At 69.1% G+C, this 23,565-nt stretch carries 27 protein-coding genes; 14 read left to right on the top strand and 13 right to left on the bottom strand.

Annotation, left to right across the window (positions count from 1 at the left end; translation table 11 throughout):
• Positions 1 to 42: 42 nt before the first annotated feature.
• Together rfbD and rfbB are read right to left on the bottom strand one after the other, a co-directional pair.
• Complete coding sequence (gene rfbD / locus IE307_RS40180; RefSeq protein ID WP_191304724.1) at positions 43 to 891, bottom strand: dTDP-4-dehydrorhamnose reductase; 849 nt, start codon at positions 889 to 891, stop codon at positions 43 to 45.
• Between the two features lie 3 nt (positions 892 to 894).
• The gene (gene rfbB, locus IE307_RS40175; RefSeq protein WP_191304723.1) at positions 895 to 1,881 is read right to left on the bottom strand and encodes a dTDP-glucose 4,6-dehydratase; all 987 of its coding nucleotides are present in this window, start codon (positions 1,879 to 1,881) and stop codon (positions 895 to 897) included.
• A gap of 195 nt (positions 1,882 to 2,076) precedes the next feature.
• On the opposite strand from rfbB, the gene IE307_RS40170 reads away from it, so the two are divergent.
• The 3 genes from IE307_RS40170 (at position 2,077) to IE307_RS40160 (ending at position 5,527) form a co-directional block, all read left to right on the top strand.
• On the top strand, positions 2,077 to 3,546 hold the full coding sequence (locus IE307_RS40170) for an LCP family protein (protein WP_229905536.1): 1,470 nt from the start codon (positions 2,077 to 2,079) through the stop codon (positions 3,544 to 3,546).
• Positions 3,547 to 3,612: 66 nt separating this feature from the next.
• A complete protein-coding gene (locus IE307_RS40165) occupies positions 3,613 to 4,833 on the top strand; it encodes an LCP family protein (protein ID WP_191304722.1) in 1,221 nt (406 codons plus the stop codon).
• Between the two features lie 10 nt (positions 4,834 to 4,843).
• Complete coding sequence (locus IE307_RS40160) at positions 4,844 to 5,527, top strand: TIGR03089 family protein (protein WP_191304721.1); 684 nt, start codon at positions 4,844 to 4,846, stop codon at positions 5,525 to 5,527.
• Here the strand turns inward: IE307_RS40160 and IE307_RS40155 are convergent.
• From IE307_RS40155 to IE307_RS40145, 3 genes are all read right to left on the bottom strand, one after another.
• Positions 5,508 to 5,924, bottom strand: a complete 417-nt coding sequence (locus IE307_RS40155; protein WP_191304720.1) for a DoxX family protein — start codon at positions 5,922 to 5,924, stop codon at positions 5,508 to 5,510. The genes IE307_RS40160 and IE307_RS40155 overlap by 20 nt on opposite strands.
• A 128-nt stretch (positions 5,925 to 6,052) precedes the next feature.
• On the bottom strand, positions 6,053 to 6,814 hold the full coding sequence (locus IE307_RS40150; protein WP_191304719.1) for an META domain-containing protein: 762 nt from the start codon (positions 6,812 to 6,814) through the stop codon (positions 6,053 to 6,055).
• 86 nt (positions 6,815 to 6,900) lie between these two features.
• A complete protein-coding gene (locus IE307_RS40145) occupies positions 6,901 to 7,848 on the bottom strand; it encodes a trypsin-like serine peptidase (protein WP_229905535.1) in 948 nt (315 codons plus the stop codon).
• A gap of 298 nt (positions 7,849 to 8,146) precedes the next feature.
• On the opposite strand from IE307_RS40145, the gene IE307_RS40140 reads away from it, so the two are divergent.
• The 7 genes from IE307_RS40140 to IE307_RS40110 all read left to right on the top strand — a co-directional run bounded on the left by IE307_RS40140 (position 8,147) and on the right by IE307_RS40110 (position 12,218).
• Positions 8,147 to 8,473, top strand: coding sequence for an ArsR/SmtB family transcription factor (locus tag IE307_RS40140; protein WP_191304765.1), 327 nt, complete (start codon positions 8,147 to 8,149; stop codon positions 8,471 to 8,473).
• Positions 8,470 to 8,949 (top strand): SRPBCC family protein, encoded by a 480-nt coding sequence (locus IE307_RS40135; protein WP_191304717.1) that lies wholly within the window; start codon positions 8,470 to 8,472, stop codon positions 8,947 to 8,949. The genes IE307_RS40140 and IE307_RS40135 overlap by 4 nt, the downstream gene beginning before the upstream one ends.
• Before the next feature lie 71 nt (positions 8,950 to 9,020).
• Complete coding sequence (locus IE307_RS40130) at positions 9,021 to 9,746, top strand: hypothetical protein (protein ID WP_191304716.1); 726 nt, start codon at positions 9,021 to 9,023, stop codon at positions 9,744 to 9,746.
• A gap of 77 nt (positions 9,747 to 9,823) precedes the next feature.
• The gene (locus IE307_RS40125) at positions 9,824 to 10,180 is read left to right on the top strand and encodes a hypothetical protein (RefSeq protein WP_191304715.1); all 357 of its coding nucleotides are present in this window, start codon (positions 9,824 to 9,826) and stop codon (positions 10,178 to 10,180) included.
• 65 nt (positions 10,181 to 10,245) lie between these two features.
• Entirely contained in the window at positions 10,246 to 10,689 is a 444-nt protein-coding gene (locus tag IE307_RS40120) for a macro domain-containing protein (protein WP_191304714.1), read from the top strand.
• A 78-nt stretch (positions 10,690 to 10,767) separates the two neighbouring features.
• Positions 10,768 to 11,532, top strand: coding sequence for a GntR family transcriptional regulator (locus tag IE307_RS40115; protein ID WP_191304713.1), 765 nt, complete (start codon positions 10,768 to 10,770; stop codon positions 11,530 to 11,532).
• 68 nt (positions 11,533 to 11,600) lie between these two features.
• Entirely contained in the window at positions 11,601 to 12,218 is a 618-nt protein-coding gene (locus tag IE307_RS40110; protein WP_191304712.1) for a hypothetical protein, read from the top strand.
• A gap of 4 nt (positions 12,219 to 12,222) precedes the next feature.
• Here the strand turns inward: IE307_RS40110 and IE307_RS40105 are convergent, their stop codons facing one another.
• From IE307_RS40105 to IE307_RS40090, 4 genes are all read right to left on the bottom strand, one after another.
• The gene (locus IE307_RS40105; RefSeq protein WP_191304711.1) at positions 12,223 to 13,386 is read right to left on the bottom strand and encodes an acyl-CoA dehydrogenase family protein; all 1,164 of its coding nucleotides are present in this window, start codon (positions 13,384 to 13,386) and stop codon (positions 12,223 to 12,225) included.
• 78 nt (positions 13,387 to 13,464) lie between these two features.
• On the bottom strand, positions 13,465 to 13,953 hold the full coding sequence (purE, locus tag IE307_RS40100) for a 5-(carboxyamino)imidazole ribonucleotide mutase (RefSeq protein ID WP_268250465.1): 489 nt from the start codon (positions 13,951 to 13,953) through the stop codon (positions 13,465 to 13,467).
• Positions 13,950 to 15,137 carry a 5-(carboxyamino)imidazole ribonucleotide synthase gene (locus IE307_RS40095; RefSeq protein WP_191304710.1) on the bottom strand — a complete coding sequence of 396 codons (1,188 nt, stop codon included), beginning with the start codon at positions 15,135 to 15,137 and terminating at the stop codon, positions 13,950 to 13,952. The genes purE and IE307_RS40095 overlap by 4 nt, the downstream gene beginning before the upstream one ends.
• Complete coding sequence (locus IE307_RS40090; RefSeq protein WP_191304709.1) at positions 15,101 to 15,925, bottom strand: helix-turn-helix transcriptional regulator; 825 nt, start codon at positions 15,923 to 15,925, stop codon at positions 15,101 to 15,103. Before IE307_RS40090 ends, IE307_RS40095 begins: the two co-directional genes overlap by 37 nt.
• Positions 15,926 to 15,992: 67 nt before the next feature.
• On the opposite strand from IE307_RS40090, the gene IE307_RS40085 reads away from it, so the two are divergent.
• Positions 15,993 to 16,751, top strand: a complete 759-nt coding sequence (locus tag IE307_RS40085) for an NAD-dependent epimerase/dehydratase family protein (RefSeq protein ID WP_191304708.1) — start codon at positions 15,993 to 15,995, stop codon at positions 16,749 to 16,751.
• Here the strand turns inward: IE307_RS40085 and IE307_RS40080 are convergent.
• From IE307_RS40080 to IE307_RS40065, 4 genes are all read right to left on the bottom strand, one after another.
• Positions 16,709 to 17,926: an ABC-2 membrane transporter-related protein gene (locus IE307_RS40080; protein ID WP_191304707.1), complete on the bottom strand. Its 1,218-nt coding sequence runs from the start codon at positions 17,924 to 17,926 to the stop codon at positions 16,709 to 16,711. The genes IE307_RS40085 and IE307_RS40080 overlap by 43 nt on opposite strands.
• Positions 17,923 to 18,717, bottom strand: a complete 795-nt coding sequence (locus IE307_RS40075; RefSeq protein WP_191304706.1) for an ATP-binding cassette domain-containing protein — start codon at positions 18,715 to 18,717, stop codon at positions 17,923 to 17,925. The genes IE307_RS40080 and IE307_RS40075 overlap by 4 nt, the downstream gene beginning before the upstream one ends.
• On the bottom strand, positions 18,714 to 19,094 hold the full coding sequence (locus tag IE307_RS40070) for a GntR family transcriptional regulator (protein WP_191304705.1): 381 nt from the start codon (positions 19,092 to 19,094) through the stop codon (positions 18,714 to 18,716). The genes IE307_RS40075 and IE307_RS40070 overlap by 4 nt, the downstream gene beginning before the upstream one ends.
• A 113-nt stretch (positions 19,095 to 19,207) precedes the next feature.
• Complete coding sequence (locus IE307_RS40065) at positions 19,208 to 19,975, bottom strand: GGDEF domain-containing protein (protein ID WP_229905534.1); 768 nt, start codon at positions 19,973 to 19,975, stop codon at positions 19,208 to 19,210.
• Between the two features lie 142 nt (positions 19,976 to 20,117).
• On the opposite strand from IE307_RS40065, the gene IE307_RS47365 reads away from it, so the two are divergent.
• The 3 genes from IE307_RS47365 to IE307_RS40050 all read left to right on the top strand — a co-directional run bounded on the left by IE307_RS47365 (position 20,118) and on the right by IE307_RS40050 (position 23,563).
• Entirely contained in the window at positions 20,118 to 22,385 is a 2,268-nt protein-coding gene (locus tag IE307_RS47365) for a sigma-70 family RNA polymerase sigma factor (protein WP_191304704.1), read from the top strand.
• Between the two features lie 112 nt (positions 22,386 to 22,497).
• Positions 22,498 to 23,097 (top strand): GtrA family protein, encoded by a 600-nt coding sequence (locus IE307_RS40055; protein ID WP_373306079.1) that lies wholly within the window; start codon positions 22,498 to 22,500, stop codon positions 23,095 to 23,097.
• Positions 23,027 to 23,563: a GtrA family protein gene (locus tag IE307_RS40050; RefSeq protein ID WP_191304703.1), complete on the top strand. Its 537-nt coding sequence runs from the start codon at positions 23,027 to 23,029 to the stop codon at positions 23,561 to 23,563. The genes IE307_RS40055 and IE307_RS40050 overlap by 71 nt, the downstream gene beginning before the upstream one ends.
• Positions 23,564 to 23,565 lie beyond the last annotated feature (2 nt).

The raw sequence follows: 23,565 nt of genomic DNA, 5'->3' as shown, positions 1-23,565 counted from the left end.
GCCGACCAGGCTCCCGCAATTGGAACTGCGGTGCCAGACCGGTCACTCCAATGGCGCAGCACCACCACGTGGAGCTACCACTCCCGCCTCGACCGCCGCCGAAAGGGCGCTTCGCCAGTGCGGCAACGGGCGCAGTCCCGCCGCTGACCAGGCAGCACCCGACAGCACTGAGTAGGCGGGGCGCGGCGCCGGACGCGGGAAGTCCGCCGTGGTGCACGGGCGCACCCGCGTGGAATCGGCGCCGAGCTCCTCGAAAACGGCCTGGGCGAACCGGAACCACGTCGTCTCACCGGCGCTGGTCGCGTGCAGCAGGCGTTGCGGCGGCAGCACCGAGGTGAGCTCGAGCAGCCCGGCGGCGAGGTCGTGCGACCACGTCGGCGAGCCCGTCTGGTCGTCCACAACGGACACCGTCGGCCGCGAGGACTCCAGTGCCGCCATGGTCTTCACGAAGTTCGAGCCGTGTTCGCCGTAGACCCACGCGGTGCGCACGACGTAGCCGCCCGCCTCCAGCACGCGGTGTTCGCCCTCGAGTTTCGTGCGGCCGTAGGCGGACTTCGGGCCGACCGGGTCCGAAGTCTCGTACGGCCGCGTGCCCTCGCCGGAGAACACGTAGTCCGTCGAGACGTGGATCATCGGAATGCCAAGGGATGCGCACGCCTCGGCGAGCAGACCGGGGCCGACGGCGTTGACCGCGAACGCGCGGTCCTCGTCGGTCTCGGCGGCGTCGACGGCGGTGTACGCGGCGCAGTTGATCACCGCGGCGGCGCTGGCCAGGTCCGCGGCCGTCACCTTCGTCACGTCGAGCTCGGCGGAGGACACCGCGCGGACGTCAGCGGACAGAGCCGCGAGGTCGTGGCCGAGCTGGCCACGACCACCGGGAACGAGGATCACGGATCAGCCCTTCTCCAGCGCCGCGCGCTGCTTGAGCGGCTCCCACCACGCGCGGTTCTCGCGGTACCAGTCGACGGTGTCGGCCAGGCCGGAGGTGAAGTCGACCTGCGGCGCGTAGCCGAGCTCGGAGGCGATCTTGGAGATGTCGACCGAGTAGCGGCGGTCGTGGCCCAGGCGGTCCTGCACCGGCTCGACGGCCGACCAGTCACGGCCCGTGGCGGCCAGCAGCTGCTCGGTGAGCTCGCGGTTGGTGAGCTCGGTGCCACCGCCGATGTTGTAGATCTCACCCGGCCGGCCGGCCTCGGCGACGAGCTGGATGCCGCGGCAGTGGTCGGCGACGTGCAGCCAGTCGCGGACGTTGAGCCCGTCCCCGTAGAGCGGCACCTTCTCGCCATCGATCAAATTGGTGACGAAGAGCGGAATCACCTTTTCGGGGAACTGATACGGCCCGTAATTGTTCGAACACCGTGTGATGCTCACGGGCAGTCCGTGAGTGCGGTGGAACGCGCGTGCCAAGAGGTCGGAAGAAGCCTTCGAGGCCGAGTACGGCGAGTTCGGTTCGAGAACGTGCGTCTCGGTCCAGGAACCGGTCTCGATCGAGCCGTAGACCTCGTCCGTCGAGACGTGCACGAAACGGCCGACGCCCGCGTTCAGGGCACCCTGCAACAACGTCTGCGTGCCGAGGACGTTCGTGAGCACGAAGTCCGCGGACCCGGTGATGGACCGGTCGACGTGCGACTCGGCCGCGAAGTGCACCACGACGTCGATTCCGCGCATCTGCTCCGCGACCACGCCGGCGTCGCAGATGTCGCCCCGGACGAACTCGAACTTGCCCGCGACCGGCGCGAGGTTCGTCTCGCTGCCCGCGTAGGTGAGCTTGTCGAGCACCACGACTTCGGCACCGGCGAACGCCGGGTACGACCCGCTCACCAACTCCCGCACGTAGTGCGAGCCGATGAACCCGGCCCCACCCGTCACCAGAACGCGCATGCCAATTTCCTCCCGTGGTGTCCCCGCTCGCAGTCTGTCACGTGCCTAATCGTTGCAACCCACAGCAACGTCACGCCGTCTGACTTATAAAGAACTAAACTCGTGGTTGTGGGGGAGGAAACGGTCGTGGGAGGCAGAAGTCTGCCGGTCAGAGTGGTCGGAAACCGGCCATCCGCGGCCCTTCGCGCTTTCCTGGTGACGGGGAAGATCTTCGTGGCCCTCGTCTCGACCGCTGTGCTCCTCGTCACGTCGTACGGCTGGAACAAGCTGCGCACGACCAACGAGGGCATCGTCAAGACCGAGGTGATCTCCGACGAGGTCACCCAGCAGGGCCCCAAGCCGCTCGACGGCGCGGTCGACATCCTGCTGGTCGGCATGGACAGCCGCACCGACGCGCAGGGCAACCCGCTGTCGAAGGAAGTGCTGGCCATGCTCAACGGCGGCATCGCCGACGGCGAGCAGAACACCGACACGATGATCCTCGTGCACATCCCGGTCGACGGCACGCGCGCGGTCGCGATCTCGTTCCCCCGCGACTCCTACGTCGAGATGGCGGACGGGTTCGGCAAGCACAAGCTCAACTCGGCGTTCGCCCGCCAGCGCAACACCGTCGACCAGGAACTGCGGTCACAGGGCGTCACGGACGAGGCGCGCATCCGCACCGAGTCGATGGCCGCCGGTCGCAAGACGCTGATCAAGACGATCGAGGGCCTGTCCGGCAACCAGGTGCGGATCGACCGCTACGCCGAGGTCAACCTGGCGAGCTTCTACGAGGTCACCAAGGCCATCGGCGGCGTCGAGGTGTGCCTGAACGAGGCCACCTCCGACCGCGACTCCGGCGCGAACTTCCAGGCGGGCCAGCAGGTGATCGAGGGCGCGGCCGCGCTGTCGTTCGTGCGGCAGCGCAAGAACCTCCCGAACGGCGACCTGGACAGGGTCGTGCGCCAGCAGGCGTTCATCGGGGCGCTCGCGAAGAAGGTGCTGTCGACCGGCACGCTGACAGACCCCGGCAAGCTCAACGGGCTGGTCGAGGCCGTGCAGAAGTCCGTGATCCTCAGCTCCGGCTGGGACATCACGACGTTCGCCGAGCAGATGCAGGGCCTCGTGGGCGGCAAGTTCGAGTTCAAGACCATCCCGGTGGGCGACCCGACCGACACCTACAGCGACGGCAACGTGCTGCCGGTGAACCCCGCGCAGGTGCGGAAGTTCCTCACCGACCTGGCCGCGGACAAGGGCTCGGCGAGCACGTCGCCGACGGCCACCAGCACCCTCCCCGCGCCGCCGAACTCCTCGATCACCGTGCAGGTCTTCAACGCGGCCGGCGTGCAGGGCCTCGCCGGTGAGGTGATGAACACGTTGGTGGCCAAGGGCTTCCAGCGCGGCACCGTCTCCTCGGCGCAGCAGAACAGCGACACGACGGTGGTGCGGTACGCCACCGGCGAGGAGGGCTCGGCGCGCAAGGTCGCGGCGGAAATCGGCCAGAACGTGGCGGTCGAGGAGGACGCGTCCGTCCGAAAGGGACAGATCCAGGTCTTCGTCGGCGGCGACTACCAGTCCCCGGACGACGAGGCCGTCGACCCCCAGGGCGTGCCCGGCACGTCGACGGCCGCGAGCTCGAGCAGCACCCCGCCGATCACGGCGGGCGGACTGGTCTGCGTGAACTGAATCCCCGGCGTAACGCGCTAGCGATAGTTACGCTGAGAGAGCAGGTCCAGTACACGGAGGGCAACGTTGAGCACTGCCGCACGCGCGAAGAAGGCCGCACGGGTCACAGGCCGTGTGGTGATCGCGCTGGTCGCTGTGACGACGCTGGTGTTCTCCGGCTACTTCTGGACGGCGTTGCGCCTGGTGAAGCAGAACACCAACACGACGCAGATCCTCCAGGTGCTGGAGGACATCCCGAACTCGCCGCCCGTCGAGGACGGCGCGATCGACATCCTGCTGGTGGGCAGCGACAGCCGGACGGACGCGCAGGGCCGGCCGCTCCCCGCGGACGTGCTGCGCAAGTTGCGCACCGAGGGCACCGACACGGTGAACACGGACACGATCATCGTGATGCGCGTGCCCCGCAACGGCGGCAAGGCGAGCGCCATCTCGATCCCGCGTGACACCTACGTCCCGATCGCCGGCTTCCGCGACGACAAGATCAACGCCGCGTACGGCGCGGTGAAGTTCCTGACCGCCGAACGGCTGCAGGCCGAGGGCGTGAGCGACCAGCAGGAGCGCGAGCGCAAGTCGGACGAGGCGGGGCGCAAGGCGCTGGTGCAGGCGGTGCAGGACCTGACGGGGATGCGCGTCGACCACTACGCGGAGATCAACCTCTACGGGTTCTACCTGCTGACCGAGGTGATCGGCGGCGTGCAGGTGTGCCTCAAGGCCGGTACGTCGGACCCGAACTCGGGCGCGAACTTCCGCGCCGGCCCGCAGACGATCTCGGGCGGTGACGCGTTGTCGTTCGTGCGGCAGCGGAACATGCCCGGTGGTGATCTGGGTCGCATCGCGCGGCAGCAGGTGTTCATGTCGCAGGCGATGAAACAGCTGCTGTCCGCGGGCACGTTCACCGACCCGGCGAAGATGAGCGGGCTGCTCGACGCGGTGTCGAAGTCCGTTGTGGTGGACCAGAACCTCGACCTCGCGACGCTCGCCACGCAGGCGCAGGGCCTCGCGTCGGGCAACGTGGAGTTCGCCACGATCCCGGTGACCAGCATCGACGCCCGCAACGAGCGCGGGCAGAGCGTCGTCACGGTCGACCGCGAGGCGGTGAAGGCGTGGGTGGCCCAGCTGATCGGCGAGACCGCGAAACCGGCGCCGTCGTCGACGTCCGTCCCGCCGACGTCCACCTCGTCGTCGTCCACCCCGGGTGAGCCGTCGCGGTTCGGTCCTGAAAAGCTGCTCTCGCTGGACGGCGCGCACGCCGTCGCCGCCCAACAGGATGTGCCCTGCGTCGACTAGGAGTCACCGCGTGAGCGTCACCGAGATCCTCTTCACGCCGTTGCTCAAGGCCGACCCGGGTCGTCCGCTGATCACGCACTACGACGACGCGGCGGGCACGCGGATCGAGCTGTCGCGCGCGACGGTGAAGAACTGGGCCGCGAAGACGGCGAACTGGCTGCGCGACGAGCACGACGTCGAACCGGGTGACCCGGTGGCGGTGCTGCTGCCCGCGCACTGGCAGACCGTGGGCCTGCTGCTCGGCGCCTGGTGGTGCGGTGCCCGCGTGGTCGGTGCGGGCACGGACGCGAAGGTCGCCGTGGTGCCGCCCGGTGGCACTGCGGACGCGGACGTCGTGGCCGTGGCCTCGTTGCACCCCTTGGGGTTGGGTTCCGGCGCCCCGGTCGACTACGCCGACGACGTGCGCCTGCACGGCGACGACTTCATGCCATGGCAACCAGTTGCGGGTTCCACGCCCGCCCTGGGCGAGTCCACTGTGGATGAGGTGGTGGCCGCCTCACGCGAGCTGAGCGCCGGCCTCGGCGCCGAGCCGCGCGTGCTGTCCACTCTGGAGTGGGACTCGCCTTCCGCTGTGCTGGAAGGCTTTCTGGCCGTGCTGGCGGCCGGTGGCTCGCTGGTCCAGGTCAGCAATCCCGACGCGGGCCAGTTGGCCGCGCGCCGGGACGCCGAGAAGGTCACACAGCAGCTGGGTTGAGCACCTTGTTGTTCTTGAACAGCACGCGGTCGAGCGCGTAGGCGCCACCGTTGAAGCCGAGCGCCAGGGCGGCCGCGCCGAGCACGATCACGAGCTCCGCACCGCCCTCGCCGAGCAGGCCGTTGGGCAGGTGGACGAGCAGCCACGCGCCGAGCATGTCGAGGGCGAGCAGGACACCGACGACCGGCAGCGCCACACCGGCGATCAGCGCGAGGCCACCGGCGAGCTCGACGGTCGCGGCGAACCACGCGGACAACGACGGCAGCGGCACGCCCATCTTGTCGAACGACCCGGCGGTGCCCGCCATCCCGAACTCGGTGAACTTCTGCCAGCCGTGCGCGACGAACACGATGCCGACTGCGATCCGCCCGATGAGTGCGGCGATGTCCTTGACCATGATCCTTGCTCCCCGATCCTGTCGTTCCGCTGTAGGTCGTTCACGTTCGAACCAAAACTAGTACAGGTTTGAACAACCTCACGGTTTCGACAGGAATCCAACAGGGAGTCCTTAGGTTCGCAGGTCAGTCACTTCTTCAGCGTCACGCCCGCACCCTCCGGATTCGTCAGTGTCAGAGTGCTGCGATCGATCTTGTAGGTGGGCCCGCCGCCGGTGAACGCCTGCAGGACAGCGGTCTCCACCTCGTCCACCTCGCCGCACCCCTTCTGCGTCACGGGCCCGAGGTCGACCTTGATCACCTGGCCTTCGAGCGCGTACGGCCGTTCCGCGCCGTTGAGGTTGCAGCCGGTGGCGATGGCCATCGTGCCGTTCTTGAAAGTGATCGTGGCCTTCACACCGGCGGGCACGGACGAGGCGGCGTCCTTGGTGACCAGGCCGTCGACGGTCCAGATGCCCTCGAGGGTGGCGGGCTGCTCCGGCGCGAGCACGATCTCCGAGCCCGACCCGGTGAGCACGAGGTTCTCACCGTCGAGCTTCCACGACGGCTTCGCGCCGAGCAGCTTCGACAGCCACGTGTCCTGCTCGTGCAACTCGGGCTTGGGACAGCCCATGGCGGTCATGCCGAGCTCGGCGACGGAGACCTTGCCGTCGTCGAGGCTCACCGGGCCCTGCATCTGGTTGCAGCCGGCGTCGGCGATGAGCCTGTCGTCGTCGGTGAACCTGAGCTCCACGTTCGTGCCCTCGACCAGGGCGCGCGGCTTGCCCTGCTCGGTGACGGACGACGACACGTACACCTTGCCCTTGAGGTTCGCGCCCTGACCCGTGGGCGCGCTGCCGCACCCCGTCGCGGCGACCAGCAGCAGGACGGCGAGGGCGATTCGGTTGCTCATGCGCGTAGGACGGAACATCGCGGGGTCATGGTTGCCCGAAGGCCGGGAGCGGGATCTCCGCGCCCGGCCAACGGAAGGATTCGACGTCACGGCGACAACGACTCCGCGAAGTCGTAGAGGCTCTTGATGTCGTTGTCGAAGTACGGCCCGTCCATCTGGCTCGCGTCGGCGTGCCGGTGGCTGACCACGCTGTTGATGTAGCCCAGCCCGTTCTGGTCGTTGTACTCCTGCAGCCACGGACCGCCGGACGACCCGCCGGTCATGTTGCACCAGGCCCGCACCTGCTGGCCGTGGCCGTTCCAGGTCGTGCCCTGGCAGAAGTACTGCAGCTCACCGGTGAACGGCGCACCCGCGGGGTAGCCGAGGATCGTGACGTACACCGAGTAGCCCCAGTTCCAGCGCAACCCGTTGCCACCCACGACGTTCGCGATCGAACTGCCGCCGAGGGTGTTCATGACGACGATGCCCATGTCCTCGTCGCTGTTGCTGGAGTTGATCCAGGCAGTGCGAGTCGTGAGCGTGTACGCGCTCCACGTGCCGAACGGCCGTGCGCCGTTGCGGTAGCGCGGGACGAACACCCAGTTCGACATCCACTGGCCTCCGGCACCGCCGTGCACGCAGTGCCCCGCCGTCTGGACCAGCTTCCTCTTGGTGCTGCTCACGGTCGCGCCGGAGCAGACGTAGTTCAGGCCGTTGGCGGGGTTGGTGAAGAACACCTTCCCGACCGTCTGCGCCTCGTTGAGCATCGTCCCGATGCCCTGCGCCTGCTCGGTCTTGACCTTCACCGAGGGTGCGACGCCCTCGATGCTGCCCGCACGACCCGAGGGCTGGCGTGGGGAAGCGGCCTGAACCGTGGCGGGAGCCTGCGCCGGGATCGCGGCAGCCATGCGTTCCGGCGTCCAGTACGCCTCGGCTGCGGCAGCGGACTGGATCTTGTTGTCGGACGTCCTGGCCAGGCTGGAGGAGCTCCCGCTCGGTGCCGCCTGCGCGGTCGGCACGAGCACGGAAGCAGCCAGCACAAATCCGAACGCCAATGAAACCGTTCTTTTCGCTCTCATTCGAAATACCTCACTAAACGAGGTTCACTTGCGGCTTTTCGAACGTAGCGAGCCCTCTGACCTGGTGTCCAGCGGCAGTTTCGAAGTTGCTCTGTTCAGTCGCCACCGATTCCATGCTCTTTAGAAAGGAGTCCTTTCGGGCCATTTGTTTGCCTGATTTGCCTTCATGGAAATCGCTATTCAGCTAGATGATCTTGAACTTGGGGCTTGACAGCCGCCGCCCCGGTCGCTGTACTTAACCCCACGGTTAGATAACCAAGTGGTTAGGTACGAGATGGACCAGCTGAGCGCCACCTTCGCCGCACTGGCGGACCCGACGCGCCGGGCGATCCTCGCCCGGCTCACCGACGGCCCGGCAACGGTGAAGGAGCTCTCCGAGCCGTTCGACATGAGCGGCCCGGCGATCTCCAAACACCTGCGCGTGCTGGAGAAGGCAGGCCTGATCACCCGCGGCAGGGAAGCCCAGTGGCGCCCCTGCCAACTCGACGCGACACCGCTCAAGGAGGTCGCCGTGTGGGCTGAGAACTACCGCCGCTTCTGGGATGCGAGCTACGCACGCCTGGACGAGCTGTTGACCGAGATGAAGGAGAAGGACTCATGAACGACACCAAGTTCGGCACCACCGTCACCCTCCCGTCCGACACCGAGATCGCGATGACGCGCGCCTTCGACGCGCCCGCTTCGCTGGTGTGGAAGGCCTACACGTCACCGGAGCTGTTGCGCCGCTGGCTGCTCGGCCCCGACGGCTGGGAGATGCCGATCTGCGAGATCGACCTGCGCGTGGGCGGCAAGTGGCGCTACGGCTGGGCGTTGCCGGACGGCTCGCAGGCCTTCGAGATGCACGGCGAGTACACCGAGGTCACGCCGCACTCGCGCATCGTGAACACCGAGATCTTCGAGGACAACCCGCCGGCCGTCACCGTGGTCTCGTTCGCCGAGGAGGACGGGCGGACCGTCATGACCACGACGATGCGGCTCGTGTCGCAGGAGGCGCGGGACGCCGTGCTGGCCACGGGAATGGCGGACGGCGCGGGTCGATCGTACGAGCGGCTGGGCGAGCTCATCGCCACGCTGTGACCCGTTCGGCGGAGTAATGCGGGTGTTCGTGTGGGCGATGCTCCGCGTGACCGGTCACGCGGAGGTAGCTCATGAACGGAAACTTGGTCGTGCTGCTGGCGGGCCTCGTGCTGGTGGGCGTGGTCCTCTACGTCAGGAAGACCGCCTCCACGGCCCGCCGGGCCGAACGCTCCAGCGAGACCGCCGTCTCGGCGGCCAAGCTGGCCATCGTCACCGCCACCACTCAGGCGGGGCCGCTTCCCGACGACGTCGAGCAGGGACGCATCCGCACGTTCCTCCTGCTCGACGAGAGCTCGATCATGAGCCTGTACGGCCAAACCCCGCACGCCGCCGCCGAAGCACGCATCCGCGAGGTGGAGCGTGGCACCTCCCGCGAGGGCTCGCTGGGCCTGAGCAGTTCCCTGGTCGAGGCGGGCGGCAAGCGTTCGGGCAGCGAAACCGTGCGAGAAACCTTCGAGGCGGAGACGAACGCCGCCCGAGCACTCGACGTCGTGCTCCGGCACCTCGTCGCTTCGGATCAGCTGGTGCGGCTGGACCTGACCGCGGGCGCAGCGGTGCGGCCTTCGTTGCAGGGCTACGTGAAGGTGAAGGCGGCCTTTCACATCACCTTGTCGGACAACGACATCACCGTCGCAGCTCCCGGCTTGGGCTTCACCGTGCCGCGATCACGGGTGCTGCCCTCCGCCGCAGGCGTTCTCGTGGACGGCGCGACCGTCACGGCGATCTGCTTCGGCCGCGCGGTGCGCTGGGACGGGTCCACTGTGGTCGTTCTGCCCACCGCGCTCTACCTGGCGTGATGCTCTCGCTGCGTAATCACCTTCGGTGACAACGGTTCCCCCGGTCAGGGCTGTCGTTGTTGGTTACGTTCGGACGCATGGGACGTTTTCTCGTGGCTCTGGCGCTCGTGCTCGGCTTCGCCGTCGTGTCCGCTCCCCTCGCTCACGCTTCTGAGAGCACCCGATGGGAGGTCGTGCCGTGTGCGGCCGGGACCAAGGCTCTGTGGTTGCCTCGTGAGTCCGGGGCCGGGACCGACATCAGTTGCACCACCGAGGAGGCCCGGTCCGCCGCGGTGAAGGCGGCGCGGGAGAGCGGCAGTCCGACTCGGATCGCGAACGTCGCCGTGGCGTACTCGCAGCAGTTCGCGGACAGGTCGATCACGCCGGAGTCGACCTGTGTGCTCGGGGCGAAGGGGGCTGTGGGCGAGGCGATCGGCACGTGCGTGGCCGCCTGAGCCGGCGATCTTGTCGGTGGTGTCCTGCATCATGCGGTGCAGGACACCACTCGGGGGGATTGCTGGTGATCGTGCGGGGTTCTGGCGACCTGTTGGACGCTGAGGTCGAGGCGCTGGTGAACGCGGTGAACTGCGTCGGCGTGATGGGCAAGGGGTTGGCGCTGCAGTTCAAGCAGCGCTTTCCCGACTACTTCTCGGCTTATGCGGCGGCTTGTACTGCCGGGCAGGTCCGGCTGGGGCGGGTGCACGTGGTCTCGCTGGACCGGTGCTTCATCAGCTTTCCGACCAAGGGGCACTTCCGGTCGCGGTCTCGGCTGTCCGACGTGGCGGACGGGCTGGACGACCTGGCTCGGGTGATCTGGGAGCTGGGGCTGCGGTCGGTGGCCGTGCCGGCGTTGGGGGCTGGGCTCGGTGGGCTCTCGTGGGACGACGTGGAGCCGTTGATCTCAGCGAAGCTCGGGGCGGTGGACGCGACCGTGGTGGTCTATCCACCACACGACAAGCAGTAGGCGGGGCGTCGGGGGACGTCCACCCTTCGCGGGTAGCTTGGTCGCTGTACAGAACCGCGCCCGCTGAGGAGATGGCTCATGACCGGCAACGCCCAGCCCGGGCGCGTTGGCTATCGGGACATCGCGAACGACCTCCGGCGGCAGATCGACTCCGGTGAGCTCCCGCCCGGCAGCAAGGTTCCCGGCGAGAACGACCTCACGAGCCAGTACGGCGTGGAGCAGCCGACCGCCCGCCGCGCACTGGACGTGCTGAAGAACGAAGGTCTGATCGTCGCCAAGCGCGGCTCGGGAACGTTCGTCCGCGAGTTCAAGCCGATCCGGCGCGTGTCACCAGACCGACTTCAGGCCGGCACGTCGTGGGGATCCGGCCGCCCGATCTGGACGGCTGACGTCGGTACGCGCCCGCGGACGGAGGGTGTCACCGTTGATGTCGAGCTTCCGGCCGCACAGGTCGCCGAGGTCCTGAACCTCGATGGCGGCTCTCATGTCGTGGTCCGGCGGCGTACGTACGTGGTCGACGACAAACCGGTGCAGCTTGCGACCTCCTACTACTCGGAGGCGCTGGTCGCGGGGTCCGCGATCACGCAGATCAACACCGGTGATGGTGGCGCGTACGCCAGGCTCAAAGAACTCGGGTACGAGCCGGTCAGGTTCCGCGAAGAGCTGCGCGTCCGCATGCCGCGGGACGCTGAGCGCGAGACCCTCGACCTCGCGCAGGGCACACCGGTCATCTTGATCGTGCGGACGGCTTACACGGCCGATGACCAGCCAGTTGAGGTCAACGAGATGGTTCTCGACTCGGCGGCGTACGTGCTCGAGTACAAGTTCACGTCCGAAGACTGACTCGCGCTTCTATACAGAACTGCGCTTCACTCTGAGCACAGAGTTCTGTACAGAACAGGTGGTCTCCTTTGTCTCGCAGCAGCATCGCGCCGTACATCACCGCGTGGAGTGCCGAGCAGGATCTGCCGTGCGCGTTGGTGGAGCGACCCGACCGCAGCATCGGTTACGCCAGCGAATTGCTGAGTGATCGCGACCGGCATGGCGTGCTGTGGCAGCAGACGGCCTTGCGCCACGGGGTTGGCCGGCCTGAGTTCGCCAGGGTTCATCCGTTGCGGCAGCGACGCGCGATGGAACTGTTGCTGTGCCAGGTCTGCGGCGGACCGGCCGATCAGAACGAAGACGGTGTTCTGTGGCTCCAACGCGACTGCCGCGGCGACTGGCCACAATGGCCTGACGGGATGGCGTCGGCGGAGCCGCCGGTATGCCTGCCTTGTGCCGCAACGGCGACGCGCATGTGTCCGGCGCTGCAACGGGGTGCCGTGACGGTTCGTGTGAGGGACTGCCCGGTCGCAGGTGTGCGGGGCGTGTTCTACAAGCAGAGCGTGCTGGCGCCGACGGCAGCCACGGCCGGGAACTTCAGCTACGACGATCCCGCGATCAGAAGAGTTGTCGCTTCCGCGTTGATCCGCGAACTGCGCGGCTGCGTCATCGTCCCGCTCGAAGAGTTGAGCGGGACGATGACGTGAAAGGTCAGCCCTTGAGGACGGCGCGCGACATCACGACGCGCTGCACCTGGTTCGTGCCCTCGTAGATCTGCGTGATCTTCGCATCCCGCATCATCCGCTCCACGGGGAAGTCACGCGTGTACCCGGCACCACCGAACAGCTGCACCGCATCGGTCGTGACCTCCATGGCCACATCAGACGCGAAGCACTTGGCAGCAGCGGTGATGAAGCCGATGTTCGCCTCACCACGCTCGGCCTTGGCAGCGGCCACGTAGACCATGTGGCGAGCGGCCTCGATCTTCATGGCCATGTCGGCGAGCATGAACTGCACACCCTGGAAGTCCGAAATGGACTTCCCGAACTGCTTGCGGTCCTTGACGTACGCGACCGCGGCCTCGAGAGCACCCTGCGCGATGCCGACGGCCTGGGCACCGATCGTCGGACGCGTGTGGTCCAAAGTACGAAGGGCGGTCTTCAGACCGGTACCCGGCTCACCGATGATCCGGTTGGCAGGGATCGTGCAGTTCTCGAAGTAGATCTCGCGGGTCGGCGAGCCCTTGATGCCGAGCTTGCGCTCCTTCGGGCCGACCGAGAAGCCCGGGTCGTCCTTGTGCACGACGAAAGCCGAGATGCCGGCGGACTTCTTCTCCGCCTTGGGGTCCGTCACGGCCATGACGGTGTACCAGGTGGACTCGCCGGCGTTGGTGATCCAGCACTTGGTGCCGTTCAGAACCCAGTCGTTGCCGTCAAGCACAGCGCGGGTGCGCATCGAGGCGGTGTCGGAGCCCGCCTCGCGCTCCGAGAGGGCGTAGGACGCCATGGCCTCGCCGGAGGCGATGGACGGCATGACGAGCTGCTTCAGCTCCTCGGAGGCCGAGAGGAGGATCGGCATGGTGCCGAGCTTGTTGACGGCCGGGATCAGGGAGGACGAGGCGCAGACTCGGGCCACTTCCTCGATGACGATGCAGGTGGCGACGGAGTCGGCGCCCTGGCCGTCGTAGGACTCGGGGACGTGGACGGCCGCGAAGCCCGCCTTGACCAGGGCGTTGTGGGCTTCTACCGGGAAGCGCTCGTTCTCGTCGACCTCGGCCGCGTACGGCTTGATCTCCTTCTCGGCGAGCGAGCGGACGGCCTCTCGCAGCGCCTCGTGCTCCTCGGCGAGCTGATAGGTGCCGAAGCTCGGGTTCACCTTGTTACCTCCCAGTAGCGTGTCCTCGGCACGATGTTAGCGCCCGTTCACGTCGAGCGCTCCTGTGCTGTTGAGCACTCAGAGGGACTTCTGCAGGGCCGCGTCCTTGTCTAGTACGAGCTGCTCGAGTTCTGCCTGGAAGCGGGCCATGCGCTCCTGCAGACCGGCGTCCGAGGCCGCCAGCATGCGGACGGCCAGGAGGCCTGCGTTGCGGGCGCCGCCGACCGAGACCGTGGCCACCGGGACGCCTGCGGGCATCTGCACGATCGAGAGCAGCGAGTCCATGCCGTCGAGGTACTTCAGCGGGACGGGGACGCCGATCACCGGGAGGACGGTGGCGGAGGCGACCATGCCGGGCAGGTGGGCGGCGCCGCCGGCGCCCGCGATGATGACGCGGAGGCCGCGCGAGGCGGCGGACTCGGCGTAGTCGATCATGCGCTTGGGGGTGCGGTGCGCGGAGACGACGCTGACCTCGTACGCCACGTCGAACTCGGCGAGGGCCTCGGCCGCGGCCTTCATCACCGGCCAGTCCGAGTCGCTGCCCATGATCACGCCAACCTGCGTCACTCTGCACTCCCGTGAATGTCGTATCCGTCTGACCAGACGCCTGTGGACAGCCAGTCCGCGGCGAGCCGTGCGCGCTCGCGGACCTCGGTCATGTCGTTGCCGAGGAACGTCACGTGGCCGACCTTGCGGCCCGGCCGTTCCTCCTTGCCGTAGAGGTGCACGTGCGCGTCCGGGAACCGGGCGAACAGGTGGTGCACGCGCTCGTCGGGGCCCATCGCCGGTGTGTCGGAAGCGCCCAGGACGTTCGCCATCACGACGGCCGGGGCCATCAGGTCCGTGCGGCCGAGCGGGTAGTCCAGGACGGCTCGCAGGTGCTGTTCGAACTGGGAGGTGCGCGCGCCCTCGATCGACCAGTGGCCGGAGTTGTGGGGGCGCATCGCGAGCTCGTTCACGACCACGCCGTCCGCGGTCTCGAACAGCTCGACTGCCAGCACGCCCACGACGCCCAGCGCGTCGGCGACCTTCAGCGCCAGCTCCTGGGCGTCGGCGCCGTCCAGGTCCGGCGCGGGCGCCAGCACCTCGACGCAGATGCCGTCGGACTGCACGGTCTCGACGACCGGCCACGCCGCGCCCTGCCCGAACGGCGAGCGCGCCACGACGGCGGCCAGCTCGCGGCGCATCGGCACGCACTGCTCGACCATCAACGGGGTGCCGGACTCCAGCAGCTCGGGGACGACCCGCTCGGCGCTCTGCGGGGTGTTCAGCATCCACACGCCGCGGCCGTCGTAGCCGCCGCGGATCGCCTTCAGCACGCACGGCCAGCCGTGCGCAGCGCCGAACTTCAGCACGTCGCGGACCTCGTGCACCTCGGCGAACGGCGGCACCGGCAGGCCCAGCTCCGCCAGCCGGACCCGCATCTTGAGCTTGTCCTGCGCGAACTGCAGCGCGTCCGGGCCGGGGTGCACCTTCACGCCCTCGGCGACCAGCGTGCGCAGGTGTTCGCCGGGCACCTGCTCGTGGTCGAACGTGACCACCTCGCAGCCCTTCGCGAACGCGCGCAACGCGTCGAGGTCGGTGTGCGTGCCGAGCACCACGTCGCGCGCGACGAGGGCGGCGGGGTCGTTCTCGGAGACGGCGAGCACGCGCAGCGACTGCCCGAGCGGGATCGCGGCCTGGTGCGTCATGCGGGCGAGCTGCCCGCCGCCGATCATTCCGACGACGGGGAGACGGGTACGGGAGTCCACGGTTCAGGCATCCTACCTGCGGCTTCGGTCGCCGTCGCGAGCAGAGCCAGCCTCCGCGCGGTGACGCTGCCCTCCGGTGCGACGTGGATCACCAGCCGCTGGTCGTGCTCGGGCGCGCCGAGCACCTCGCAGTCGAACTCCAGCAGCCCGAGAACCGGGTGCCGCAGCCGTTTGCTCGCCGAGCGGCGCACCGCCACGTCGTGCTCGTCCCACAGCCGAGCGAACAACGGGCTGGCCATCAGCTCGTCGGCCAGCGGCCGGGCGGCGGGTCTGCGGGCCAGGGTCGCGCGCAGATCGGCGACGTGCGAGCGGGCGACGTCCTCGCGGTCCTCGGCGGGCACCCAGCTGTCCTCGTCCAGGAAGAACGCCCTGAGCAGGTTCCGGCCGACGACGTCACCGAACACCTGCTCCGCGCGTGGCGTCGCGGCCAGCACGTCGCCGAGGTCGGAGATCACCACCGCGAGGTCGTCGCGCAGCCGGTCGAGCAGGAGCCGGACGCCCGGCCGCACCGAGGTCGTCGCGGGTTCCTCCGGCACGGCCTCGCCCGCGAGCCGGAACAGGTGCGCGCGCTCGTCGGCGTCGAGTTCCAACGCGTGCGCAAGACCGTTCAGCACCGACACGGACGGATGCGGCCCACGCGCCTGTTCGAGGCGCGAGTAGTAGTCGACGGACATGCCCGCCGCCTCCGCGACCTCTTCCCGGCGACGCCCCGGCGTGCGGCGCCGCCCGTTGCCCAGCGGCTCCATCCGTTCGCGACGGTTGCGCAGGAAGGCGGCCATCTCTCGCATGCCTCCACGGTAGCCACGTACCAACTGTCCCTGGCTGGCCTCCGCACACCGGAAGAGGCTGACACGCATGAAGATCGCGATGACGGGCTCGACCGGACGGGTCGGCAGCAGGCTCCTCCCACGACTGCGCGAGCAGGGTCACGACGTGCGCGCGCTGACCAGCCGACTCGAGGACACGGAGGCGGTCGAGGAACTGGTCGACGGCGTGGACGCCGTGGTGCACGTGGCGGCCGCACTGCGCACGAGCACCGACTTCGAGGGCGTGAACGTCCACGGCACGAGGAAGCTCGCGGAACTGAGCGAGAAGGTGCCGTCCTTCGTCCACATCAGCACGAACCTCGTGTACCCGAAGGGCCTGGGAAGGCCCGCGGTCGAGACCGACCCGACCGGCCCCGCCGAGGAGTTCGGCGACTACCCGCGCACCAAGGCCCTCGGTGAGCAGGCCGTTCTCGGCGCACGCGAGGCCGCGGTCCTGCGACTGGCCTTCGTCTACGGCGACGGCGACCCGCACCTCGAGGAGTCGCTGCGCTGGGCCTCGACGTGGCCGGGACACCAGCGGCTGCACCTCGTGCACCACGAGGACGTGGCACAGGCGGTGCTCAAGGTGCTCGACAGCGGGGCGAGCGGGATCTTCAACATCGCCGACGACAGCCCGCTGACGGCCGTGGAACTGCACCTGCTGAACGGCCTCACCCCGAGAGAGGCCGTTCAGCAGGACTTCGACCCGTGGCACGGAATCGTGTCGACGAACCACGCCCAGCGGGTGCTCGGTTTCCGGCCGCGCTATCCGTCGGCCTGGGTGGCGGAGGTGTCGGGCGCGCTCTGATCGGCAGGAGCGGCTTCGGAGTCGGGGGCGACCTCGGGCTCGGGCTCGGGCTCGGGTTCGGGTTCGGGCAAGACTTCCGCCTCCGGCAAGACTTCGGGCTTCGGCTCGACTTCGGGCTTCGGCTCGACTTCGGGCTCCGGCACGACTTCGGGCTCCGGCACGACTTCAGCCTCCGGCAGGGCTTCCGGCTCGACCTCCAGCTCCGGCTCGTCCGAGACCAGGAGCGCCGTCGTGCCTCCAGCCGCCACCCCCACCGCAGCCCCCACCAACACGGGGACGGGAACCGGCGAAGCGGGACCGATGTGCCGGTGCGAGCGAGACGGCTTCCACCTGCCACCGTTGCGCAGCAACCGGAAGGTCACCGCGAACAACCCGGCGGCCAGCAGCACGTACAGCACGAACTCGATGATCTGGAACGTCACGACCCGATCGACCGGCTGGTACTCGACGTACGTGCCGACCGCGGCCTTCTCGCTGCGCATGCAGGAGCTCTCGTTGATCGCCTGCAGGCACCGGGCCACCGGGTCCACCGGTTCGAGCCGGGCACCGACGAAGCCGGTGCCGAGCTCGATGCCGCCGTTCGGCACGACGGCGGTCTCCTCCCAGCGCGCGACCACGCGGCGCGGCGGCAGGTAGTGGTCGCGTGCCACGGAGCCCAGCAGGAGGCGGACGAGCGTGAAGAACACCAGCGTCGCCGCCATCGCCGTCACCACGTGCCGGGACAGCAGGCCGATCAGCACCCCGAGCGCGAGGCCGAAGAGCGCGTAGCCGGCCTGCAGGAACGAGGAGGACTCGAAGGCGTTCCACGTCGTGCGGTCACCGCCGAAACCGTCGCCGACGCCGACCAGCGCCCCCAGCAGGACCGCCAGCCCGCCGAACACGAGCACCTTGCCGCACAACCACTTCACCGGCGTGACGTCCTGGCCCCAGGCCACGAAGTGGGTGCGCTCCTCGAGTTCGCGGGCGATCAGGGGCGCACCCCAGAAGACACCGACCACGCCACCGAAGGCGAGCTGGATCATGAGGCCGTAGAAGCCGGCGATCTCCATCGAGCCGGTCCGGCCGCCCTCCGTGATGACGAGCGCGAAGGTGGCGGCCAGCGCGATCGCGGTGACACCGGCGATCGACCAGCGGTGCTGACGCCAGGTCAGCCAGACGAGCGAAGGGAAGTTCACGCCGCACGCTCCAGGTGCGCCACGACGAGCTCCTCCAGCGTCACGTACCGGGCGGTCCACGGCTCGTCGACGCGTCTGCCGCCGGACCGCACCAGGTACGACGACTGCGACTGACCGTGCTTCGCGAGCACCACCGGGCCCTCCACAGGGGATCGGGAGGCGTGCGGACCGGTGTAGAGGACGTGCTCCTCGAGCAGTTCGTCCGTGTCACCGTCCACGAGCAACCGCCCGTCGGACAACAGCAACAGCCGGTCGGCCACACCGCCGATCTCCGCCACGACGTGCGTGGAGAACACCAGCGTCATGCCGTTGTCGTTCACCTCGGTCAGCAACTCCCGCATGACCTTGTTGCGCGCCAACGGGTCCAGTTCCGCGAGCGGCTCGTCGAGCAGCAGGACGTCCGGCCGCGCCCCCAGCGCCAGCGCCAGGGTGACGTGCGTGCGCTGACCGCCGGACAGGTCGCCGACCTGGAGCCTGCGCGGCACCTTGAACCGGGTCAGCCACTCGTCGGCGCGTTCGTCGTCCCAGATCGCGTTCATGGCGCGGCCGAACCGCAGCACGTCCGCGACCTTGAACGACCTGTACATCGGCTTGTGCTGCGGCACGTACGCCACGCGGCCCGCGGTCGACGCGTGCCCCGCATCCGGCGACAGGTGCCCGGCCAGCACGTTGAGCAGCGTCGACTTGCCGGAGCCGTTGGCCCCCACCATCGCCGTGACGCTGCCCGGCGGCAGCTCGAAGGAGACGTTGCGCAACGCCCACTTCGACACTTCGGCCGCGACCACGCTCATTGCGCTCCCCCACTCAGCACTTCGCGCAGCAGCGCGTAGATGTCCTCGTCCTCCAACCCGGCGGAGCGTGCCTCCGCGACCCACTTGGCGAGGCCCTCGCGCAACGGGTCCAGGACCTCGGGGGCGGCGGACCCCAGGGTGCCCTTGACGAAGGTGCCGGAGCCCTGACGGGCTTCGACGAGGCCGGCGAGCTCCAGCTCGCGGTAGGCCTTGAGCACGGTGTTCGCGTTCACGCCGCTCGTGGCGACGACGTCGCGGACCGTCGGCAGCCGATCACCCGGCTGCAACCAGCCGAGCCTCATGGCCTCCCTGACCTGCTGACCCAGCTGCAGGTACGCGGGAAAACCGCTGCCGCGGTCAACGTGGAACTCGACCACGCACGCTCCCCAGATTGTTCTAGTGAACTAGGACAATAGAACACTTCTGCGGGTGCGGGGAAGAGACCCCCGGTGGGGACACGGGGAGTGCCTCCGGGCGCGGGACAGGGGGTTCAGCGCCCGAGCGAGGTCAGGAGCGCACGCGCCTGGGCGTGCGTGTCCGGAAGCTGCTCGACCCAGACCTTGGCGGGTCCGACCGGCCGGACGTTGGGGTCGTCGGCGAGCCGGTCTGCCGCGAGGACCCTGAGGTTCGAGACTCTTCGGGCGAGGAGCTCGTCACGGCGCACCAGCACCGCGGCCACGCACGGCCCGAGCGACGCCAGCGTCTCGCCGCCGTCGAAAACGGTGCGCAGGGCCTCGGACACCAGCGTCATCGCGACGACGCGGGACCAGCCGGAGGCGCGGTGGACGTCGAGCCGCAGCATCACGAGGGCGTACTCGAGGGGCGCGACCGGGGTCTCCCGGTACACCTCACCCAGCCGCGTCCGCAGGTAGGCGGCGGTCGCCAGCCCGGTCAGCGGGTCCTCGGCAGCGCATTCGCCCGCCTGCTTCGTCACCACGTCCGCCCACCCCAGCGCGGTCATGCGCACCATCCGCGACGGCAGCGCGTCGACGTCCGGCGACACGATGTGCGACGCGTCGGTCAGCACGGCGTGCAGCGCGGCGAGGTCCAGCAGCGTCTCGCTCAGGCCCGCCCCGGCCTCGGCGCGGGCGCGGCCCAGCCGAACCAGCGCGTCGCCGGGGTCGGCGTCCTCCAGCATCGCCGCGCACACCTCGTCGACCTCGGCGAGGGGCCAGTCTGCGGGGAACGCCCAGCCTGCGGCCATGGTGGCGGTCCGCCACCTCGACTTCAGGAGGCGTTCCGCTTGTGCGACACCCACCCGGTCTCCCTCCAGCTCATCCGATTCCAGGTGGGAGACGCAGCCGTCGCTGATTCGTGACGCAACCCGCGCGGGGGATTCAGATGACTCCCCCACACGCCGTAAGTCACACTGAGTGCCGCGAGGGAGGGAAACGAAGACCGTGGCTATCGTTCCTGCAGACGTCCAGGGACCCAGCGACGCGGAACTCATCGAGTCCGTTCGTGGCGGGACCATCGACGCCTACGGCCAGTTGTACGAACGCCACGTCTCGGCGGCCTACAACCTCGCCCGCCAACTGGCCCGTTCCCAGGCGGAGGCCGACGACCTCGTCTCCGAGGCGTTCTCCAAAGTTCTGGACACGCTGCGTGCCGGTCGCGGCCCGGACTCGGCGTTCCGCGCCTACCTGCTGACGGCCCTGCGCCACACCGCGTACGACAAGACGCGTCGCGACAAGAGGGTCGACCTCACCGAGGACATGACCGACGTCGCACCCGCGGTGCAGTTCAGCGACACCGCCGTGGCCGGGCTGGAGAAGTCCATGGCCGCCCGCGCGTTCGCCGCGCTGCCCGAGCGCTGGCAGATGGTGCTGTGGCACACCGAGATCGAGGGCCAGTCGCCCGCCGAGGTCGCCCCGCTGCTCGGGCTGACGGCCAACGGCGTGTCCGCGCTCGCCTACCGCGCCCGTGAGGGCCTCAAGCAGCAGTACCTGCAGATGCACCTGGCCGACACGGAGGCGGAGCGCTGCAAGGCGACCGTCGACCGGCTCGGCGCCTGGACCCGCGCGGGCCTGTCCAAGCGCGAGGCGACGCAGGTCGAGACGCACCTCGACGAGTGCGGGCGGTGCCGTGCGCTGGCCGCCGAGCTCGCGGACGTCAACGGCGCGCTGCGGATCTTCGTCGCCCCGCTGGTGCTGGGCATCGGCGCCACGACGTACCTGGTGGCCGCCGGGACCACGACCGCCGTCGTCGGTGCCGGCGCGGCCGCGGGTGGCGCGGGCGCCGTCGGTGCCGCGATCCCCCGCCAGCTCGTCACGGTCGGTGGTTCCGCCGCCGCCGTCGCCGCGGCCGTGGTGGTCGCGCTGGCCTCGGGTGTCGGCGAACAGCAGGTGCCCGTCGTCCAGGCCATCCAGCCGCCCCCCTCGCAGACCCAGGTGCAGCCGCCGCGACCGGTGCCGCCCGCACCCGTTCCGCCCGCGCCCACCACCCCGGCCCCCACGACGGAACCGCCGGTGACCTCGGAGCCCCCGCCCGCACCGGTGCCCGCGCCGCCGCCCGCTCCGGAGCCCCCCGCTCCCGAACCCCCGGCCCCCGAACCGCCCGCCCCGGCGCCACCGTCGCTCACGCCGACCACGCCGAGCGGGTACACGCTGACGCCGGGCGAGGAGCCCAAGGACTTCCCGATCACCGTCCTGAACACGGGTGGCACGCCCGCGCCGCCCGCGAGCATGGTGCTGAACCTGCCTCCCGGCGTGGTGTCGGCAGGCGGCCCGGCCTCGTTCGGCGGCGCACGCCTGCTGCAGCCCGACGGCGGCTCCGCCGACCAGACCGTGAACTGCCCCGCCGGCACCGGCACGATCACGTGCGTGACGCCGCAGGCCATCGCGCCCGGCGGGCGGGCGACGTTCCACTTCCTGCTGCGGGCGACCGACTCCGCCGTGCCCGGCACGATCACCGGCATCATCAGCGCGGGCACGGCGATCTCGGTCGACGTCAGCGTCGCGGTCAACGTGCCGCCGGTGAACGACGACCTCGAACTGTCCGTGAAGACGTGGCAGGAGCAGGTCTTCTGGGACCCGCGCGCGGACGTCGAGGTGCGCAACACGGGTCCGCGCGCGGGCACGTTGAAGCTGGACGTGTCGACGTCGGAGAACCTCGTCCTCTACACGCCGTACCGCGAGTGCACCCAGACGGGGCGGACGACGCTGCGCTGCGTCACCGACCTGGACAAGGGTGGCCGGTTCCGGATGTCCCTGTGGGCGTTCGGGCACCGCGGCGGCAACATCACCGTCACCGCCGCGCTGGGCAACGCGACGAAGTCCGTGACCGTGCCGATCAGGGCCTGGCCGGAGTGGCCCGGCGAGGAACCGCCGAACCCGCCGACGAGCACGACGGTCCCGCCGACGACCACGACCACCCAGCCGACGCGACCGACCGACCCCACGAAGCCGACCGAACCGGGCACGCCGACCGTCACCGTTCCGACGGAACCGACCAAGCCCACGCAGCCGACGGAACCTACGGTGACCTCGCCGTCGAACACCGTGCCGACGGTGCCCGCGGTGCCTTCGCTGCCGGTCCCGTCCGAGACGCTGCCGCCGTCGACGCCGCCGCCCACGAGGTCGGAACCGTGCGAACCGCCGCACGGCCTGCTGCCGGGGCTGATCGGCGGCATCATCGGCTGGCCGGACTGCGAACCGCCGCGGAGTTGATCGAAAGTTGATCTTTGATCGTCACTGAACGTGCAGGTCACGTACCTTTGCGTGGCGGAACGTAACACCCGGCGGCAGCTGCCGTGACCTTGATCCGTAAGCTGGCGCGGTGCTGCCAGTCGTTCGCCGCGCCATGAGCCGGCTGCCGGAACCACTCCAGTTCTTGCTGCACAAGCACCGCGAGATGATCAGGTTCGCCCTGGTCGGCGGCACGACGTTCCTCATCGACAACGGCGTCTGGTACGCGCTCAAGCTCACCGTGCTGACCGACAAGGTCGTCACGGCGAAGGTCATCGGCGTGCTGGTGGCGATCATCGCCTCGTACGTGCTGTCCCGCGAGTGGTCGTTCCACACCCGCGGCGGCCGCGAACGCCACCACGAAGCCGCGTTGTTCTTCCTGGTCAGCGGCCTGGGCGTGGGCATCAACATCCTGCCGCTGTGGCTGTCGCGGCACCTGTTCGGCCTGCAGGCCCCGTTCGTCTCGGTGCTGACCGAGGAAGCCGCGGACTTCGTCTCCGGTTCGATCATCGGCATGCTGCTCGCCACCGGCTTCAAGTTCTGGGCGATGCGCCGCTGGGTGTTCCCCGACGCCGACGCCCGGCCTGACCGGCGCGTTCACCCGATCTCCGTAGACTCGCCCCGTGTCCCTAGGCGAAACAGTGATCTCCCGGTTCCCGGAACCGATTCGGTCGATCGCGCTGAAGCATCGTGAGCTGGTCAAGTTCGCCCTGGTAGGGGGCACCTGCTTCGTGATCGACACGGTCCTGTTCTTCACGATCAAGACCGTGGTGCTGCCGAACAACCCGGTCACCGCGAAGATCATCGCGACCCTCGTCGCCACGATCGTGTCGTACATCCTGAACCGGGAGTGGTCGTTCCGCACCCGCGGTGGCCGTGAGCGTCACCACGAGGCGCTGCTGTTCTTCCTGGTCAACGGCATCGGCATCGTCCTGAACTCGGCTCCGCTCTACATCGCGCGGTACGCGTTCCACCTGCAGGAACCGCATGTGTCGCGACTCACCGAGGAAGTCTCGGACTTCCTGAGCGCGCAGATCGTCGGCACGCTCGTCGCGATGGCCTTCCGCTGGTACGGCTACAAGAACTGGGTGTTCCCCGAGGAGAACGTCCGCGGCGCCAAGCGGTCGATCGAGGACGAGAAGGAACTCGGCCACTCGTAGCC

It is taken from the genome of Lentzea cavernae, from assembly GCF_014653695.1.
Taxonomy (GTDB): domain Bacteria; phylum Actinomycetota; class Actinomycetes; order Mycobacteriales; family Pseudonocardiaceae; genus Lentzea; species Lentzea cavernae.
Note: the sequence above shows the minus strand (reverse complement) of the source record. Positions and strands in the feature narration are given on the sequence as shown.

What these genes read in the sequence shown, in the direction of transcription:
- IE307_RS40115 (WP_191304713.1), top strand. Translation starts at nt 10,768, where the DNA reads ATGACCGGCAACGCCCAGCCCGGGCGCGTTGGCTATCGGGACATCGCG.
- IE307_RS40125 (WP_191304715.1), top strand. Translation starts at nt 9,824, where the DNA reads ATGGGACGTTTTCTCGTGGCTCTGGCGCTCGTGCTCGGCTTCGCCGTC.
- IE307_RS40155 (WP_191304720.1), bottom strand. Translation starts at nt 5,924, where the DNA reads ATGGTCAAGGACATCGCCGCACTCATCGGGCGGATCGCAGTCGGCATC.
- IE307_RS40090 (WP_191304709.1), bottom strand. Translation starts at nt 15,925, where the DNA reads ATGCGAGAGATGGCCGCCTTCCTGCGCAACCGTCGCGAACGGATGGAG.
- IE307_RS40085 (WP_191304708.1), top strand. Translation starts at nt 15,993, where the DNA reads ATGAAGATCGCGATGACGGGCTCGACCGGACGGGTCGGCAGCAGGCTC.
- rfbB (WP_191304723.1), bottom strand. Translation starts at nt 1,881, where the DNA reads ATGCGCGTTCTGGTGACGGGTGGGGCCGGGTTCATCGGCTCGCACTAC.
- IE307_RS40075 (WP_191304706.1), bottom strand. Translation starts at nt 18,717, where the DNA reads ATGAGCGTGGTCGCGGCCGAAGTGTCGAAGTGGGCGTTGCGCAACGTC.
- IE307_RS40135 (WP_191304717.1), top strand. Translation starts at nt 8,470, where the DNA reads ATGAACGACACCAAGTTCGGCACCACCGTCACCCTCCCGTCCGACACC.
- IE307_RS40150 (WP_191304719.1), bottom strand. Translation starts at nt 6,814, where the DNA reads ATGAGCAACCGAATCGCCCTCGCCGTCCTGCTGCTGGTCGCCGCGACG.
- IE307_RS40130 (WP_191304716.1), top strand. Translation starts at nt 9,021, where the DNA reads ATGAACGGAAACTTGGTCGTGCTGCTGGCGGGCCTCGTGCTGGTGGGC.
- IE307_RS40140 (WP_191304765.1), top strand. Translation starts at nt 8,147, where the DNA reads ATGGACCAGCTGAGCGCCACCTTCGCCGCACTGGCGGACCCGACGCGC.